Origin of the sequence: Bacteroides sp. HPS0048, from assembly GCF_964240755.1 — a bacterium.
GTDB lineage: Bacteria > Bacteroidota > Bacteroidia > Bacteroidales > Bacteroidaceae > Bacteroides > Bacteroides nordii.
In genome coordinates this window covers 1-17,338 of record NZ_CAXSVC010000047.1, presented here as the reverse complement: position 1 = coordinate 17,338, position 17,338 = coordinate 1, and the positions used below count along the sequence as shown (strand labels likewise).

General features: G+C 41.4%; 13 protein-coding genes. 3 read left to right on the top strand and 10 right to left on the bottom strand.

Annotation, left to right across the window (positions count from 1 at the left end):
• Positions 1–115: 115 nt before the first annotated feature.
• From ACESQI_RS22325 to ACESQI_RS22315, 3 genes are all read right to left on the bottom strand, one after another.
• Positions 116–775 (bottom strand): DNA alkylation repair protein, encoded by a 660-nt coding sequence (locus tag ACESQI_RS22325; RefSeq protein WP_195450154.1) that lies wholly within the window; start codon positions 773–775, stop codon positions 116–118.
• Positions 776–780: 5 nt separating this feature from the next.
• Positions 781–2,832, bottom strand: coding sequence for a dihydrofolate reductase (locus ACESQI_RS22320; RefSeq protein WP_002560895.1), 2,052 nt, complete (start codon positions 2,830–2,832; stop codon positions 781–783).
• 175 nt (positions 2,833–3,007) lie between these two features.
• Positions 3,008–3,475, bottom strand: a complete 468-nt coding sequence (locus ACESQI_RS22315; protein WP_002560894.1) for an AraC family transcriptional regulator — start codon at positions 3,473–3,475, stop codon at positions 3,008–3,010.
• 291 nt (positions 3,476–3,766) lie between these two features.
• Here ACESQI_RS22315 and recQ point away from each other — a divergent pair, with 291 nt between their 5' ends.
• Positions 3,767–5,572, top strand: a complete 1,806-nt coding sequence (gene recQ, locus ACESQI_RS22310; protein ID WP_234130157.1) for a DNA helicase RecQ — start codon at positions 3,767–3,769, stop codon at positions 5,570–5,572.
• An 11-nt stretch (positions 5,573–5,583) separates the two neighbouring features.
• On the opposite strand, the gene ACESQI_RS22305 is transcribed toward recQ, so the two are convergent.
• Both ACESQI_RS22305 and cysK read right to left on the bottom strand, forming a co-directional pair.
• Positions 5,584–6,402, bottom strand: a complete 819-nt coding sequence (locus tag ACESQI_RS22305; RefSeq protein ID WP_320969849.1) for a tetratricopeptide repeat protein — start codon at positions 6,400–6,402, stop codon at positions 5,584–5,586.
• Between the two features lie 117 nt (positions 6,403–6,519).
• Complete coding sequence (gene cysK / locus ACESQI_RS22300) at positions 6,520–7,470, bottom strand: cysteine synthase A (protein ID WP_320969850.1); 951 nt, start codon at positions 7,468–7,470, stop codon at positions 6,520–6,522.
• Between the two features lie 88 nt (positions 7,471–7,558).
• Here cysK and ACESQI_RS22295 point away from each other — a divergent pair, with 88 nt between their 5' ends.
• Both ACESQI_RS22295 and ACESQI_RS22290 read left to right on the top strand, forming a co-directional pair.
• The gene (locus tag ACESQI_RS22295) at positions 7,559–9,391 is read left to right on the top strand and encodes an LTA synthase family protein (RefSeq protein ID WP_373127190.1); all 1,833 of its coding nucleotides are present in this window, start codon (positions 7,559–7,561) and stop codon (positions 9,389–9,391) included.
• Between the two features lie 51 nt (positions 9,392–9,442).
• The gene (locus ACESQI_RS22290; protein ID WP_002560889.1) at positions 9,443–10,108 is read left to right on the top strand and encodes a phosphatase PAP2 family protein; all 666 of its coding nucleotides are present in this window, start codon (positions 9,443–9,445) and stop codon (positions 10,106–10,108) included.
• A gap of 400 nt (positions 10,109–10,508) precedes the next feature.
• On the opposite strand, the gene leuB is transcribed toward ACESQI_RS22290, so the two are convergent.
• The 5 genes from leuB to ACESQI_RS22265 form a co-directional block, all read right to left on the bottom strand.
• On the bottom strand, positions 10,509–11,570 hold the full coding sequence (gene leuB / locus ACESQI_RS22285) for a 3-isopropylmalate dehydrogenase (protein WP_002560888.1): 1,062 nt from the start codon (positions 11,568–11,570) through the stop codon (positions 10,509–10,511).
• Between the two features lie 131 nt (positions 11,571–11,701).
• Positions 11,702–13,234, bottom strand: coding sequence for an alpha-isopropylmalate synthase regulatory domain-containing protein (locus ACESQI_RS22280; protein WP_002560887.1), 1,533 nt, complete (start codon positions 13,232–13,234; stop codon positions 11,702–11,704).
• Positions 13,235–13,288: 54 nt separating this feature from the next.
• On the bottom strand, positions 13,289–13,879 hold the full coding sequence (leuD, locus tag ACESQI_RS22275; protein ID WP_002560886.1) for a 3-isopropylmalate dehydratase small subunit: 591 nt from the start codon (positions 13,877–13,879) through the stop codon (positions 13,289–13,291).
• 78 nt (positions 13,880–13,957) lie between these two features.
• Positions 13,958–15,349: a 3-isopropylmalate dehydratase large subunit gene (leuC, locus tag ACESQI_RS22270; RefSeq protein WP_373127187.1), complete on the bottom strand. Its 1,392-nt coding sequence runs from the start codon at positions 15,347–15,349 to the stop codon at positions 13,958–13,960.
• Between the two features lie 42 nt (positions 15,350–15,391).
• Complete coding sequence (locus ACESQI_RS22265; RefSeq protein ID WP_002560884.1) at positions 15,392–16,888, bottom strand: 2-isopropylmalate synthase; 1,497 nt, start codon at positions 16,886–16,888, stop codon at positions 15,392–15,394.
• Positions 16,889–17,338: the final 450 nt, after the last annotated feature.

Here is a 17,338-nt window from a genome sequence, read left to right as displayed (position 1 = left end):
ATGTACCAATTAATAATGTGTCAATGTGTCATTAAACAATGTGCCAATATACCCATATACTGCACTATCATGCTGCACAGTAATTGGCACATTGGCACATTAGTACATTATTAAATTATTCCGCCTCTTCCGCCACCATATTATATAATATCTGCTCAGCCTCTACAGTAGAGTCTTTCATACTTTCTACCAGGCGACAAACCTGGAAAGCATGTTCTTCGCTGTGTTGCATATATTTACGGATAGCAAGCAAAGCAGCATTACGTACCTGATAAGTGCCGGATAGCACTGCACAAATAGCCTGGTCGAGAAACTCTCCTGCCGGACGTTCGGCCATATCTCCCTTCTTCACCAATAAACGGGCAATAGTAAGGAAGCCACAAACCTGTGCATACTCCTCTTCCGAAGCTATCCAATGGAAAGACTTGGCAGGAGCATACGGTAAATTCTGAAAAAGATTCATACAGGTAAGTTCTGCTATTTCGATATTCGGCATATTCTCTACCCAGATATCGGCTATCTCCGGAAAGAAAGTATCTACCGGCTGTAAGATGCCTGCCAGAATTTTACATTCACGAATATCCTCTTTCCACAATGCCTGCGCCAGATCATGGTTCTTTTCATAGGCAGCAGCAATGCTTTTGATACGGGGCAATTCCACTCCGAAGTTGAGCTTATAATTCAGCCCCTTTTCACGCATACTTTGAGACACAACCCCGTTCATAGAGAGCCGGAGCTGTGTCTTTATATCTTTTAATTGTTCTTTTATATCCATTCAGATCAGTTATTTACTGAAGGTAGCGGAGAGTAATCTTTACTATAGCGTAACATTTGCTCTGCATAACCTTCATCGTATGATACCTTCACATCAGTAATCGTTCCGTTCGCATCAGTAACTGCCTCATATTTAGGATTAACAAACCCTTTATATGGAGCCAGATTCAGTTTCTTATAACGTTCAAGCACTTCGGCATGAAGCACTGGATCTACCTTCACTGCATAATCTTCAACCAAAGCACGGGCAGCAGCAAAGTCACCGGTAGATTTAATACGCTGTATCTCAGCAAGCAATTCACCGAAAAGCTGACGCACCTTCTCGTAGTCATTCACGACAACATATGTTTTGCCGTCCTTCTTCACCAGTTCTACTACCTTATCGGCAGCCCCTTTCTCAAACACCCATCGGGCAATGAGCTGTCTGTTACGCATATGCGCCTCCTCCACTGTATTACCCGGCTGAATACGTACAAGTTGGGTCATCAGCCCATTCATCAGATATGTATAGTATTGTGCTTTGTAGGCCTCGTCACTAGAAAGTAACCCAAGCTCAATCAACTTCGGATCAGCTACATAATATAAACCGAACAAATCGGCACGCGCTTCTTCAATAGTGGAACCATAAGCTTTTAATGCATCAGGATCCACTCCCGGAAGCAACTTACCCGAACCATGTCCCAAGCATTCATGCAGATCGGTATGTAATTCGTCCGTCAGGTCAGAATACTGGTCAATCAGTTCCCGTTCGGCATCACTATACACAAACTCTTCATTAAAACCATTGCCATGGGCAGCCTTATTATAAGCATCGGTAATATTGCCAATAGTCACAGACTTTGAACCGTGATGAGCACGAATCCAGTTAGCATTCGGCAAGTTGATACCAATAGCTGTTGCAGGATAAAGATCCCCTGCCAAAATAGCAGCAGTAATAACCTTTGCTGATACACCCTTCACTTCACTCTTTTTAAACTGTGCCTCCACCGGAGAGTGATCTTCAAACCATTGCGCATTACTACTGATAATTTCAGTACGCTGCGTAGCCACCAGATCTTTAAAATTGACCAAAGACTCCCAGCTCGCCTTCATTCCAAGCGGATCACCATAACTTTCCGTGAACCCATTTACCACATCGATACGGGAATTCAAATCCTTCACCCACAAAATGGCATATTCATCAAAGGTCTTCAAATCACCAGTTTCATAAAACTCAATCAGTTTGCTGATAGCAGCTTTCTGAGCATCATCTTCGGCCACACCTTCAGCTTTCTTCAACCAATAGACAATCTTTTCAAGTGCCTGCGTATAAAGTCCGCCTACTTTCCACACTTTCTCCTGAATCTTACCATTCTCCTTTACTAAACGACTATTCAAACCATAAGAAACCGGAGTCTCATCTTTCGGATCTTTCATCTTAGCATAGAACGCTTCAGCTTCAGCCTGGGTCACTCCATCATAATAATTGCAGGCAGAAGTCAACACAAGATCTTCCCCATCAGCCTGATTGACCCGTTTGGGCATAATAGTGGGATTAAAAATCACCGGAAAGATCTCTTCGCACAGCTGTTCTACGGTTTGCCCTTCGGCTAACGGAAGTAGCGCAGGATCTACACCTAACACTGCCTGTTTGAGAAAATCCTGAGAGAATCCGGGTACGAACTTCTCAGACCCGTAATGATGATGAATACCGTTAGAGAACCACACCCGTTTAAGGTAAGTCTCCATATTCTTAAAATCGGCACTGTTTTTATCACCTTTATAATTAGTATATATCGCTTCAAGCATCCGGCGGATACGAAGATTATATTTCCCATTCTGATCAAAAAGGATGTCTCGTCCTTCAAGAGCAGCCTCAGTAAGATAATAAACTAACTCTTTCTGTTTAAGCGACAGGTCCTCAAATCCCGGAACCCGGTAACGCAATATCTGTAAATCGGCAAATTGTTCCACTGTATAATCAAATTTATCTGCCTGAGCAGTTGTTTTTTTAGTCCCGCTACACCCTGTCAATAAAACAGCAGCAGTAGCAACTGAAATAATAAGATGATTTTTCATAAGTAGTATATAAGAGTTATAAAGTTATAGGATTATGTATAAGTTATGTGGACGATCAATTCATAAATTATAATTCATCCCCCTCATCCCATCTTCTAAAAACATGAAAAAGGAAGTATCCCGAAACTTTTCGTCCGGAATATTTCCTTTTTTATTCAACTAAAGAAATACGTGATTACTTTTTGCTATTCTCAACGTGTTCTTTACGGTAACCATTAGGAGTCTTGCCTACATTCTTGTAGAAAGCAGCATAAAAAGACTGACGATTGGCAAAACCAACCATTGCACTGATCTCTTCTACATTCTTATCGGCATATCTCTTATCAGTCAAAAGATGAAGAGCATCCTTCACTCTATATTCATTCAAAAGACAAGAATAATTCTGTCCAAAACGAGAATTAACGACTGCAGATAAATAACGCGTATTCGTTTTCAACTCTTTGGCCAGATCTTTTGCTGAATAATCCGGATCTCTGTACTTCTTTTGAACGACAACGATATTCAATATCTTGTCATACAACTCATCTGCCAATTCCGGTCTTATTAAAGAACGGTAAGCAGCTTTTTTCTCCTTCTTCTCCCTCAGATTGTAAGGGCGCTTTTTGGGAGTCTCTTCCTGTTTTTTGTTTTCTAAATCACTCATTGAATTAACTGGTTAGGGTTTGTTTTTAATTATTGCTACAATGTAACAACATTATTATGTTACAAATTTCATACATTATTTTCACATACACAAATTTTGCGTATATATTTTTTATAGGAAAGTAGTTAAAAACGTCAAAATAGGGGAGAAGAAGCGCTATAATAAGAAACTTTAACTTTTTAGCATATCGTTTTCTTCCACGGAAAGACTTTATTTCTGTCCATCTTATACATACATATATGATAGATAAAAGAAAATAGTACCTTTGCAAAAAGTCTCAATATACGAACCATGATCCAAACGCTGAAGACCTACTTTGGTTATGAAAGTTTTCGCCCCTTACAAGAAGAAATTATCCGGAATCTGCTGAACCGGAAAGACAGTCTGGTACTAATGCCTACCGGAGGTGGAAAATCCATTTGCTACCAACTCCCGGCTCTGCTTTGCGAAGGAACTGCTATAGTAGTGTCACCACTCATTTCACTAATGAAAGATCAGGTAGAAGCACTCCGTGCCAACGGAATAGCCGCTGGAGCCTTGAATAGCAGTAATGATGAAACAGAGAATGCCAATCTGCGTCGCGCTTGTATAGAAGGAAAAATAAAATTGCTATATATATCCCCCGAAAAACTGATTACGGAAGTAGACTACCTGCTACGTGATATGAACCTTTCTCTATTTGCCATTGACGAAGCACACTGCATTTCGCAATGGGGACATGATTTCCGCCCAGAGTATGCTCAAATGGGAATATTACATCAGATGTTTCCGCAGGTACCCATCATTGCACTGACAGCAACGGCAGATAAAATTACCCGTGGAGACATCATTCGTCAACTGCATCTGACCGACCCGAAAATATTCATTTCTTCTTTCGATCGCCCCAATCTCAGCCTCACTGTAAAGCGCGGTTATCAACAGAAAGAAAAGAGTAAAGCAATACTGGAATTTATTGACCGCCACGCCGATGAAAGCGGCATTATCTATTGTATGAGTCGCAGTAAAACGGAAACTGTAGCACAGATGTTACAAAAACACGGAATACGCTGTGGAATCTATCACGCCGGGCTTTCAGCATACCAACGAGACAATACACAAGACGATTTTATCAACGACCGCATCCAGGTAGTATGTGCCACAATCGCTTTTGGCATGGGCATTGACAAGTCAAATGTCCGCTGGGTGATTCATTATAATCTTCCCAAAAGCATCGAGAGTTTTTATCAGGAAATAGGTCGAGCAGGAAGAGACGGAATGCCAAGCGATACAGTCTTGTTCTATTCATTAGGAGACTTAATTCTGCTGACAAAGTTTGCCACCGAAAGTAAGCAGCAAACCATCAATCTTGAGAAGTTGCAACGCATGCAGCAATACGCCGAAGCAGACATTTGCCGCAGACGTATCTTACTAAGTTATTTCGGAGAAAAATCAGAGGAAGATTGTGGAAATTGTGACGTTTGCAGAAACCCTCCGGAACGTTTTGACGGAACCATTATCGTACAAAAAGCATTAAGTGCAATTACGCGTACCGGGCAGCAGATAGGTACAAGCATGTTAATTGACATTTTACGTGGATCTTTCTCCGCTGAATTAACAGAAAAAGGATATGATAAACTAAAAACTTTTGGAGCCGGAAGAGATATTCCGGCACGAGACTGGCAGGATTATTTGTTACAAATGTTGCAAATTGGGTACTTTGAAATTGCATACAATGAAAATAACCACTTAAAAGTTACGGAAATCGGAAATGACGTACTATTTGGACGTCGAAAGGCGAAATTAGTGATTATAAAACGAGACGAAAACGAAAATCGGAAAGGAAGAAAAATGAAAATTGTTACCAATCAGGAACTATCTTTAGAAGTATCTCCTACGAAAAATAAAGATTTGTTTGAAGCCCTGCGAAGAGTTCGTAAACAACTGGCAGACCAGGAAGCAATACCCGCCTACATTGTATTATCAGACAAAGTATTGCACCTGCTTAGTATTTCCCGCCCCATGACAATTGAAGCATTCGGAAACATCAGCGGTATCGGTGAGTTTAAAAAAAAGAAATACGGCAAAGAATTTGTAGAAGTAATACGCCAGTTCGAGTAGAAAGCCTTATACTATTTACATTGTTTCAATCTCTCATAGAGATCGGATTGCGGTACTCCAAGTGAAATAGCCTTTTCAAAATCTGTTTTGGCAAGACCTTTTTTCTTTTGAAGCAGATAGATATCGCCCCGAAGTAAATAAGCATCAATTAACGATGGCGATAAGCGAATAGCTTGTTCAAGATCAACAAGAGCCAATTCTACATGTTCCATTTCACGTTCTACATCGGCACGCGCCACATAAAGAGTCGCGTCATCCGGATTCTCAACCAGCAATTTATTGATTATCTCAAGCGCCTCGCGAAATTTTCCCTCTTTCTGTTCAAGAGTAGCCAACCCAAGGCGTCCACTATAGCTCTTCGGGTCAATTTCCAGCAAGCGGTCATAATCCGCACGAGCAGCTTTATAATCACGTCTGATCGTATAAATATAGGCACGCATCAACAAAGCTTCCTTATTCACTTTGTCGGCATCAAGAGCCTCACAATAATCCAGATAAGCACGATCCGTCATTCCCTTTTCCATATAAAGAGCGGCACGATCCAGCAAAATAGGCACAGCAGTAGGAGCAATGTTTAGTGCATAAGTATACGACTGAAGTGCATCATCATAACGCCCTAAACGTTTCTGTACTAATCCTAGATTCGAAAAGAGCAAAGCATTATGAGGATTAGAAGGTTCAAGTTTCATGGCCTGAACAAGGAGTTCTTCCGCCCGAACAAGGCTATCTTTCTCTATACAATCAATAGCTTGTTCCAACAACTCACTATAGGTTTGTGCCGAAAGCGATAAAGAGAAAAAGAGAAGAAAAAGGATAAATATAGATTTCATCTTAAATAGTGGTTAGTGAGTAGTGATAAGTGAGTAGTGATAAGTGAGTAGCAATGGGATAGTGAACGGTGAGACCCGCATGCCACTTATCACTAATCACTACTCACTAATCACTATTTATTCAAGCGGATAAGCATCGAACGCAAACAGTTCTGTCGACAAATAACGTTCACCGGTATCGGGCAACAGTGCCACAATCATTTTTCCGGCAAATTCAGGACGCTCTGCCAACTTTCGTGCCGCATAAACAGCCGCTCCAGAAGATATTCCTGCCAGCAATCCTTCCGTAGCCGCCAATTCACGCCCACCACGTATTGCTTCATCATCAGGTACTCCCATTACCTCATCCACTACGGAAGCATCATAGATCTTCGGAATAAAATTTGCACCAATACCTTGTATCCGATGAGGAGCTGCTGCTCCACCTGCCAGCACCGGAGAGGCAGCAGGTTCAACGGCCACTACATAAACATTCGGATTATGTTTCTTCAATGCGCGAGCCACTCCACATACAGTCCCACCTGTACCTACGCCGGCCACAAAAACAGCTATCTGCCCATCTGTATCTTCCCAGATTTCCTCACCTGTAGTATGCTGATGCACTGCCGCATTAGACTGATTCTCGAACTGTTGAAGTATCACCGAACCGGGAATAGTTGCTTTCAGCTCCTGCGCCTTTACAATAGAACCTGCCATTCCTTTCAGCCCATCTGTCAGTACAATTTGTGCTCCCAGAGCTTTTAGCAGGTTTCTACGTTCCAGACTCATCGTTTCGGGCATGGTCAATATTAAATGATATCCCTTAATAGTAGCCACCATTGCCAGACCTACGCCGGTATTTCCACTTGTAGGTTCTATTATCGTTGCTCCCGGTTTAAGGATTCCACGCTCTTCGGCATCTTCAATCATCGAAAGTGCTACACGGTCTTTCACGCTTCCGGCCGGATTGAATGCTTCCAGTTTTGCTACAATACTGCCAGTCAAACCATGTTTTGTACTATAGCCAGACAACTCCATCAAAGGGGTATGCCCTATCAAACCGATCAGATTCTTTGCTATTTTTTTCATAATTACCACTGTTTTACGTCAGTTAATGCACAAAGATAAAGAAAAGTATAGTACCTTTGCCTACGTTCAATCTTTTTAAGTATATAGTATGAAAAGAAGACTTATACAATTCGTTACTACTTATTTCCTTTTTGTATTTATATTTATCCTGCAAAAGCCTGCATTTATGGCCTACTATCACACCTTATATGATAAGGTATCATGGACAGAATGGTTTAGTGTAATGTGGCATGGGCTTCCGCTCGACTTTTCGATGGCAGGATATTTGACTGTAATCCCGGGATTGCTGCTGATAGCATCTGCCTGGACTGATTCTAAAAAACTACAACAGATACGCCGCATCTATATCATAATAGTATCCATATTACTCTCCTGCATATTTATAAGCGATCTTGGATTATATGGTTATTGGGGATTCCGGCTTGACACTACACCGTTATTTTATTTCTTCTCTTCGCCCAAAGACGCACTGGCCAGTGTCAGTATCTGGATAGTATTGGGAGGTATATTGGGCATGGTAGTTTATGCAGCACTTCTCTATTTCTTGTTATCTTTCATATTGAACAACGCCAAACGCCCCTTGAAAATACCTTTTCGCCGGGTAAGTGTATCCGGCGTTCTGTTATTGGCCACTGCCCTATTGTTTATCCCCATACGCGGAGGATTCAGTGTTGCAACCATGAACCTCGGAAAAGTTTTTTTCAGCGCCAATCAGAAACTGAATCACGCAGCCATCAATCCTTGTTTTAGCTTGATGGACTCTTTCTCCCGGCAAGTTGCTTTCGATAAACAATATCGTTTTCTGCCAGCCGAAGAGGCAGACCACCTGTTCGCAGCACTGATAGATAAACCTGTTACAGATTCTATCCCGCAATTATTTAATACCGAGTATCCCAATATTATCATGATAGTGCTCGAGAGCTTTTCTTCTCATTTAATGGAAACTCTCGGTGGAGAACCAGGCATAGCAGTCAACATGGACAAATTTGCTAATGAAGGAATTTTGTTCACCCATTTCTATGCCAATAGCTTCCGTACGGACCGGGGACTGGTATCCATCATCAGTGGCTATCCGGCGCAGCCTACCACCAGTATCATGAAGTATACACGCAAAACACAAAGTCTGCCCTCTATTCCTGCCAGTCTGAAAAAAGCAGGATACGACCTGCAATATTATTACGGGGGAGATGCCGACTTCACCAATATGCGTTCATTCCTTGTTTCCACAGGTATTGAAGACATTATTTCTGAGGATGATTTTCCTGTATCCGAGCGTCTCAGTAAATGGGGCGCCCATGACCACATCGTATTCAATCGGATGATAACCGATCTGAAAACCAAACCACAAAAAGAGCCGTTCTTCAAAATATTGCAAACATCCAGTAGCCACGAACCATTTGAAGTGCCTTACAGAAAACTATCCAACGCCAGACTAAACGCGTTTGCCTATACTGATAGTTGCACCGGAGATTTCGTGCGTCAACTCAAAGAAACTCCGCTTTGGAAGAACACCGTAGTAATTCTTGTACCGGATCATTTGGGAGTCTATCCGGAGGATATTAACAACCTCTCACCTGCCCGCTACACTATTCCGTTGATCCTCACCGGAGGCGCAGTTAAGGAACCCAGACAAATAACGACTTACGGTTCTCAGATAGATATCGCTGCTACTTTATTGGCACAGTTAGGATTGCCACATGACGAATTTACTTTCAGTAAGAACATGCTAAACCCGGATTCTCCTCACTTTGCATTCTTTACATTCCCAAATGCATTCGGAATGGTAACACCCGATAACGCAGTTGTATTTGATTGCGAATCAAATTCTGTTGTACTGGATGAAGGTACACACAAAGGCGAAAATCTGGATAAGGGAAAAACATACTTGCAAAAGCTATATGATGACATTGCAAAAAGATAAGTTGTTCTATTCTCCCCTACCAACTCTAAATTTGAATTAATATTAAACAATATGACATACGGACTATTACAATCACTTGTTGAAGCAGACCAGAATTTATTACTTTACCTGAATGGATTTCACAATACATTCGGAGACTATTTCATGCCCGTTTTCACTGGAAAGTGGATATGGGTACCCATGTACGCAAGTATACTATATGTATTACTTAAAAATTTCAACTGGAAAGTCGTTCTATTCTGCCTCATAGGTATCGCGCTGACTATCACTTTCGCCGATCAGGTTTGTGCAACCGTCATTCGTCCCATCGTAGAACGCCCCCGCCCTTCCAACCCTGCCAGTCCCATTGCAGACCTCGTACATATCGTCAACGGAAGACGTGGAGGTGGTTTCGGTTTTCCCTCTTGCCATGCTTCCAACTCTTTTGGTTTAGCGTTCTTTCTGGTGTTCCTGTTCCGCAAACGCTGGCTCAGTATTTTCATTTGTACATGGGCAACCGTTAATTGCTACACGCGCATCTATCTGGGATTGCATTATCCGGGAGATTTAGTGGTAGGAATGTTAGTAGGATTAGGTGGAGCTATGTTGATGTACTATCTGCTCACAAGAGTTACCAAAGAAGACTTCAGAAAAGCACGTCAAACACAAGTTATCATTTATACAGGATTACTAACGGTGATAGGCATACTGATCTACTCGACTATACAAGTGATATAATAAGAGACAGAAAAAAGAGGTAGACAGAATTTCTGTCAAGAGCAGATTTATTGATTCTTAACGAAACAAACTCAGTTTTTCGTCTTGCCGCATGTTGCATCGCAACACAATGGCACTTGCATCGCAACATAGTATGTAATCTAGCGCAACACGGCATGTGATTCACCGTAACATACCTTCTTATTTGGGCTAACATACCTTCTGACCGGTAATAAATACCCTATTCAGAAGCTTTATATAGGATATAGACACAAAAAAGGAGAAAGCGATAAACTTTCTCCTTCAAGTGTAATCTAACTGAATATATTTTATGATTACAATGGCAAAGATACGATTTTCAAAGGCTAAAGTCAAGCTTTAGGCCCTTTTTATTTTTGTATCGAGGTTCTTTTACTGATCATCAGCTCTTCTTAATATAATCAACCACCCATTTACCAACTTCTTTGGTTCCATACTTTTCACCACCTTCTACCTGAATCTCCGGAGTACGTACCTTTTCGTCCAGTGATGCATCTACAGCTTTGCGAATCAACGCTCCTTCTTCTTTACAGTCAAAATACTCAAACAACATAGCTACTGACAGAATTTGCGCCAACGGATTAGCAATATTCAATCCCTTTGCCTGCGGCCACGAACCATGAATAGGTTCAAATACCGGAGTACTTTCGCCGGTTGAAGCAGAAGGGAGCAATCCCATAGAACCACTTATAACCGAACCTTCATCCGTGAGGATATCGCCAAAAGTATTTTCAGTCACCATCACATCAAAGAACTTCGGTTCCTGAATCATTTTCATTGCTGCATTATCCACAAACATATAGTCAGTGGTTACCTCAGGATAAGCAGGCGCCATTTCTTGTGCTATCTGACGCCATAAACGACTGGATGCAAGAACATTTGCCTTATCTACCACCGTAAGATGCTTGCGGCGTTTCATTGCATACTCAAAAGCAACCTTCAGTATACGCTCTATCTCCGGACGAGTATACATATTCGTATCATAGGCTTTGTCATTATCCTGATATTTTTCACCAAAATACATACCTCCTGTCAGTTCACGAATACAAAGGAAATCAGCTCCTTCTACCAGTTCCGCACGAAGAGGAGACTTATGAACCAGGCATTTAAAAGTCTGCACCGGACGGATATTGGCAAAAAGTCCCAGCTTCTTACGCATAGCCAACAGTCCCTGCTCCGGACGAACTTTTGCTGTAGGATCATTATCAAACTTCGGATCACCTACAGCAGAAAAAAGTACAGCGTCTGCTTCCTTACATACACGGTAAGTTTCTTCCGGAAAGGGATCCCCCACTTTATCGATCGCATCTGCACCACAAATGGCGTATTCATAATTTACTTTATGTCCAAACTTCTCGCAAACGGCACTCATTACCTCTACCCCCTGTACGGAAATTTCGGGTCCGATACCGTCACCTGCTAATACTGCAATTTTAAAATCCATGTTAATTAATGATTAGTGATTAGTGATTAATTTTAGTGATTGATGATTAGTGATAAGTGATTAATACCATTCGGTATGATAGCGCAGCCTGCTAATCACTTCTCACTAATCACTAAAATTAATCACTATTATTAATATTCTTCTATTATATTCAGCATCTTAATAGTCGCCTTGATAGCCGCTTCTGTTTGGTCGGCATCCAAACCACGGGTACGAAACACTTTCTCACCAAAACTCCAGGTGATAACAGTCTGTACAAAAGCGTCAGTACGCCCACCGGGAGGAATACTTACTGCATAATTGATCAGCATTGGGAATTTCCGTCCCAGCGTCACCTTATAGATTTTGCGTAGAGCACGCACAAAGGCATCATACTGACCATCCCCCGACGAACTTTCCTCATGAATCTGCCCGTCTATCTCAACACTCAACGTAGCCATCGGCTTTAACCCATGCGCCAGCGTTACAAAATAGCTTTTCAGTTTTACTTTATTATTCATACCGTCGTGTTTCAGTACATCAGAGATGATATATGGAAGATCTTCCTGTGTGACAAGCTCTTTCTTGTCTCCTAATTCGATGATGCGCTCAGTCACTTTCCGCATAGACTCTTCGTCAAGCTCTAAGCCAAGACTTTCAAGATTTTTACGGATATTCGCCTTACCCGAAGTCTTTCCGAGAGCATACTCACGGATCCGACCAAATCGTTCAGGCAGAAGATCATTACAATAAAGATTACTCTTATTGTCTCCATCAGCATGTACCCCAGCCACCTGCGTAAATACATTTTCACCTACAATCGGCTTATTGGCAGGTATCACAATACCCGAATAAGATTCTACCACACGACTTACATCATTTAAACGACTTTCATCGATATTGGTAATAGCATTAAAATGATCTTTCAAGATAGCCTGCACACTTGCCAAAGGTGCATTACCTGCACGTTCACCCAATCCATTAATTGTTGTATGAAGTCCTTTAACTCCACTTAGTACAGCTGCAAGTACATTGCTCACTGCCAGATCATAGTCATTATGCGCATGAAAATCAAAGTGTGTATCAGGGTAGCGCTTCTTCATCTTCCGCATAAATTCAATGACTTGCAACGGATTCAATACCCCCAATGTATCAGGCAGCATAAAACGCTTGATACTTGTCTCTTTCAAAGCATCGACAATCTGAAATACATATTCGGGTGAATCCTTCATACCATTGCTCCAATCTTCCAGATATACATTGACTTCAATATCCAGTTCATTGGCATAATTCACTACGGCAAGTATGTCTTCGATATGTTCCTCCGGTGTCTTTTTCAACTGATACATACAGTGTTTCAAAGATCCCTTACACAACAAATTGATAACGCGGCATCCGGTAGCATGTATCCAATCCAGTGAAGTACGACCATCAACAAAACCCAGCACTTCCACTTTATGTAGCAGATTTCTCCGCGCTGCCCAGTCGCAAATCATCTTTACCGCATCGAATTCTCCTTCAGACACACGCGCCGAAGCTATTTCCACACGGTCTACCTTCAGCTCTTCCAACAGCAGTCGGGCAATCATTAGTTTCTCATGAGGCACAAAAGATACTCCACTGGTTTGTTCACCATCGCGGAGAGTAGTGTCCATGATTTCTATTTTGGGATGATTATTTTTCATCGTTATTTAATATTGTTGTTATCATTTTTATGGCACACGGACAACGGAATTAATTCATTTTCTTTCCCACGCCTCTATCTTATCCTTATTCGTCAACAAAAAATCGATATCGTCCAATCCATTCATCAGACAATGTTTTTTATATGTATTAATCTCGAAGTGTTCACTCTTTCCGGTAGCTTTATTAGTAATAGTCTGTTCCGGCAGATTTACTTCCACCTCTGTTTTAGGATTTTTAAAGATAGAATCAAACAATTCCGCCAGAAACTCCTCTGTCACCACTACAGGCAATACAAAATTATTCAACTCATTATTCTTATGAATATCGGCAAAGAAGCTACTTACCACTACACGGAAGCCATATCCGGCTATTGCCCATGCAGCATGTTCACGGCTGGAACCCGAACCAAAGTTCTTTCCTGCCACCAATATCTGTCCTCCATAGGTGGGATTGTTCAACACAAAGTCTTTATTTAATGAACCATCCGGATAGTAACGCCAGTCACGGAAGAGGTTATCGCCAAAAAACTTTTCCTCACGGGTAGTAGCTTTTAGAAAACGTGCCGGAATAATCTGGTCTGTATCCACATTTTCCAAAGGAAGAGGTACACATGTACTTGTTATGATATTGAATTTTGCTTTCATCTGTTTATTTACAATTTATTCCCTACGGTCATAAATATTATTTAATCTTTATCACATAGGTACGTTTACAATTTACGATTAAAGTTCTCTGGGATCTGTTATCACCCCTGTCACAGCTGCCGCAGCGGCTACAAGAGGACTTGCCAACAATGTACGTGCTCCCGGTCCCTGACGTCCTTCAAAATTCCGGTTACTCGTAGAAACTGAATACTTACCTGCAGGAACCTTATCATCATTCATTGCCAGACAAGCTGAACATCCCGGCTGACGGATCGCAAATCCGGCTTCTTCCAGTATTTTATCCAATCCTTCTTCCCGGATTTGCGCATCTACCATCCAGGACCCTGGTACCAGCCATGCTATCACATGTTCCGCCTTTTTCCTACCCTTTACCAGAGAAGCAAATGCACGGAAGTCCTCAATACGTCCATTGGTACATGCACCTAAGAATACATAATCAATCTTCTTGCCCAGTAACGGTTCGCCCGGTTTAAATCCCATATAATCCAAAGACTTTACAAAAGAAGTTTTGGTTGTTTCATTCATTCCTTCCGTAGTCGGAATGGATTGTGTAATGCCCATACCCATACCCGGGTTCGTCCCATAAGTAATCATTGGCTCTATATCGGTTGCCTCAAAACGCACCTCTTTATCAAAAACAGCGTCAGCATCACTTCTCAGTGTTTTCCAATACTCTATCGCTTTGTCCCACTCTTCTCCTTTCGGAGCGCTTTCACGTCCTTTGATATATTCAAAAGTCACCTCATCCGGAGCCACCATACCACCACGTGCTCCCATCTCTATAGAAAGATTACACAATGTCAGACGACCTTCCATACTCAAACTGCGAACGGCTTCACCTGCATATTCCACAAAATATCCGGTAGCACCACTGGTTGTCATTTTAGACATCATATAGAGTGCAACATCTTTCGCTGTCACTCCCTTGCCTAATTTTCCATCCACAGTAATGCGCATTGTCTTGGGACGAGACTGCAATACACATTGCGAAGCAAGTACCATCTCTACCTCACTTGTTCCGATACCAAAAGCAATCGCTCCCATCGCACCATGGGTAGAAGTGTGTGAATCACCGCAAACAATAGTCATTCCAGGCAAAGTTAATCCACGTTCGGGACCGACTACGTGGATAATACCGTTTCTTTTGTCCATCATGCCGAAGTGAGTCAACCCAAAATCTTTCGCATTCTTCGTCAAAGTATCTACCTGTGTTTTTGATATCGGATCTTCAATGGGTTTATCCTGATCATGTGTCGGTGTATTATGATCGGGCATACAATATATCTTTTCCGGACGGAAACATTTTATTCCACGTTCACGCAGTCCGGCAAAAGCCTGCGGACTCGTTACTTCATGACAGTACAGTCTGTCGATATAGAGCTGAGTGGGACCATCTTCTACTGTGGTAACCACATGTGCATCCCAAATTTTATCAAATAATGTATTCATCTGTTTATTTACAATTTAGCGATTTACAATTTACGATTAAAGTTACTTGGTGAACTTATTAATACAGTCGATATAAGCTTCTACGGAAGCGGCAATAATATCCGTATTTGCGCCAAATCCGTAATACATCTGGTTGTCATATTCTACCTGCATATGCACTTTACCCACATCATCACTTCCTTTACTAATGGCTTGGATAGTAAATTCTTTCAATGTCATATGACGATCTATTATTCGTTTCAATGCCTTGATAGCTGCATCAACAGGACCATTACCACTGGCGGCTGCTTCAAACTTCTCTCCGGAGATGTTCAGTCCCAGACTGGCAACTGACCGTACGCCTACCCCACTTGTCACCTGAAGATATTCCAGTTTAATACGATGATTCCCACTACGATCAGCTCCTGCCAATACAAGAATATCATCATCATGAATATCTTTTTTCCGGTCTGCAAGCTTCAGGAATTCCTCATATACCTTGTCCAATTTTTCCTGGTCAAGCGTTACACCCAACATAGAAAGACGATTTTTCAAAGCAGCACGGCCACTGCGTGCAGTCAATACAATGGAGTTATCATCAATACCCACATCCTTAGGATCAATAATTTCATAGGTTTGTACATTCTTCAGTACGCCATCCTGATGTATTCCCGACGAATGGGCAAAAGCATTACGCCCCACGATAGCCTTATTAGGTTGTACCGGCATATTCATCAAACTCGATACCATGCGACTGGTGGGATATATTTTCTGTGTACTAATGTTCGTTTCTATCTCGATTTCATGATGACTCTTGATAATCATTGCTATTTCTTCAAGCGCCGTATTACCTGCACGTTCACCAATACCATTAATAGTCACCTCCACCTGACGTGCACCATTCAGTACCCCAGCCATTGTATTAGCAGTAGCCATACCTAAGTCGTTATGACAGTGAGTCGAAATTATTGCATTTTCAATACCAGAAACATGATCTACCAGATATTTAATTTTCGCTCCATATTCCGAAGGAAGACAATAACCTGTTGTATCAGGAATATTCACTACAGTAGCACCAGCTTTAATAACCGCTTCTACCACCCGTGCCAGATATTCATTCTCCGTGCGTCCTGCATCTTCTGCATAAAACTCTACATCGTCTACAAAACGCCGTGCATATTTAACAGCAGCTACTGCACGTTCGATTATTTCTTCACGGTTAGAATTGAATTTATATTTAATATGTGAATCAGATGTACCAATTCCCGTATGAATACGTTTACGCTTAGCAAATTTCAATGCGTCTACTGCTACATCAATATCTTTCTGAACCGCACGTGTCAACGCACAAATCGTAGGCCATGTCACGGCTTTAGAAATCTCAATTACCGAATTAAAATCCCCCGGACTGGAAATAGGAAATCCAGCTTCAATTACATCTACTCCCAGTGTCTCCAACGCTTTCGCAACCTGAATCTTTTCCACTGTATTCAACTGGCATCCCGGAACCTGTTCACCATCACGGAGGGTGGTGTCGAAAATAAATAATCTGTCACTCATCTTTTATTGTTTTTAATCTGATTATCCACTATTAAAAAAGCCTTTCGCACCAGGAAGTGAGAAAGGCTTTCGTATATTTTCATCATACACATTTACGCGCGACACTCACTTCCCCCGACCTTTGCCAGCAGAATAATAATACCACACAGTAGAATATGTATAAATGATTGATTCATCTTAGTTATCTCTTTTGTTATTTAACGATGCAAAGGTAGAGATTATTTCTTTCCCAGCAAATAAAACGTTACTTTTTTATTCAAAAAAATATCATTCTATAAGAAACAGGCAGTTTTAAGAATAAATATATAACAAAAAATCAGAAATAAAGCGTAAATCACACAAATCATTTTTTCACCACCGAGTTTCACAGAGGAACACAGAGTATTGATTATCCTTCATAAACAGAATAAATAAGAATACGGCTTATTCCTCTGTGAAACTCAGTGGTAA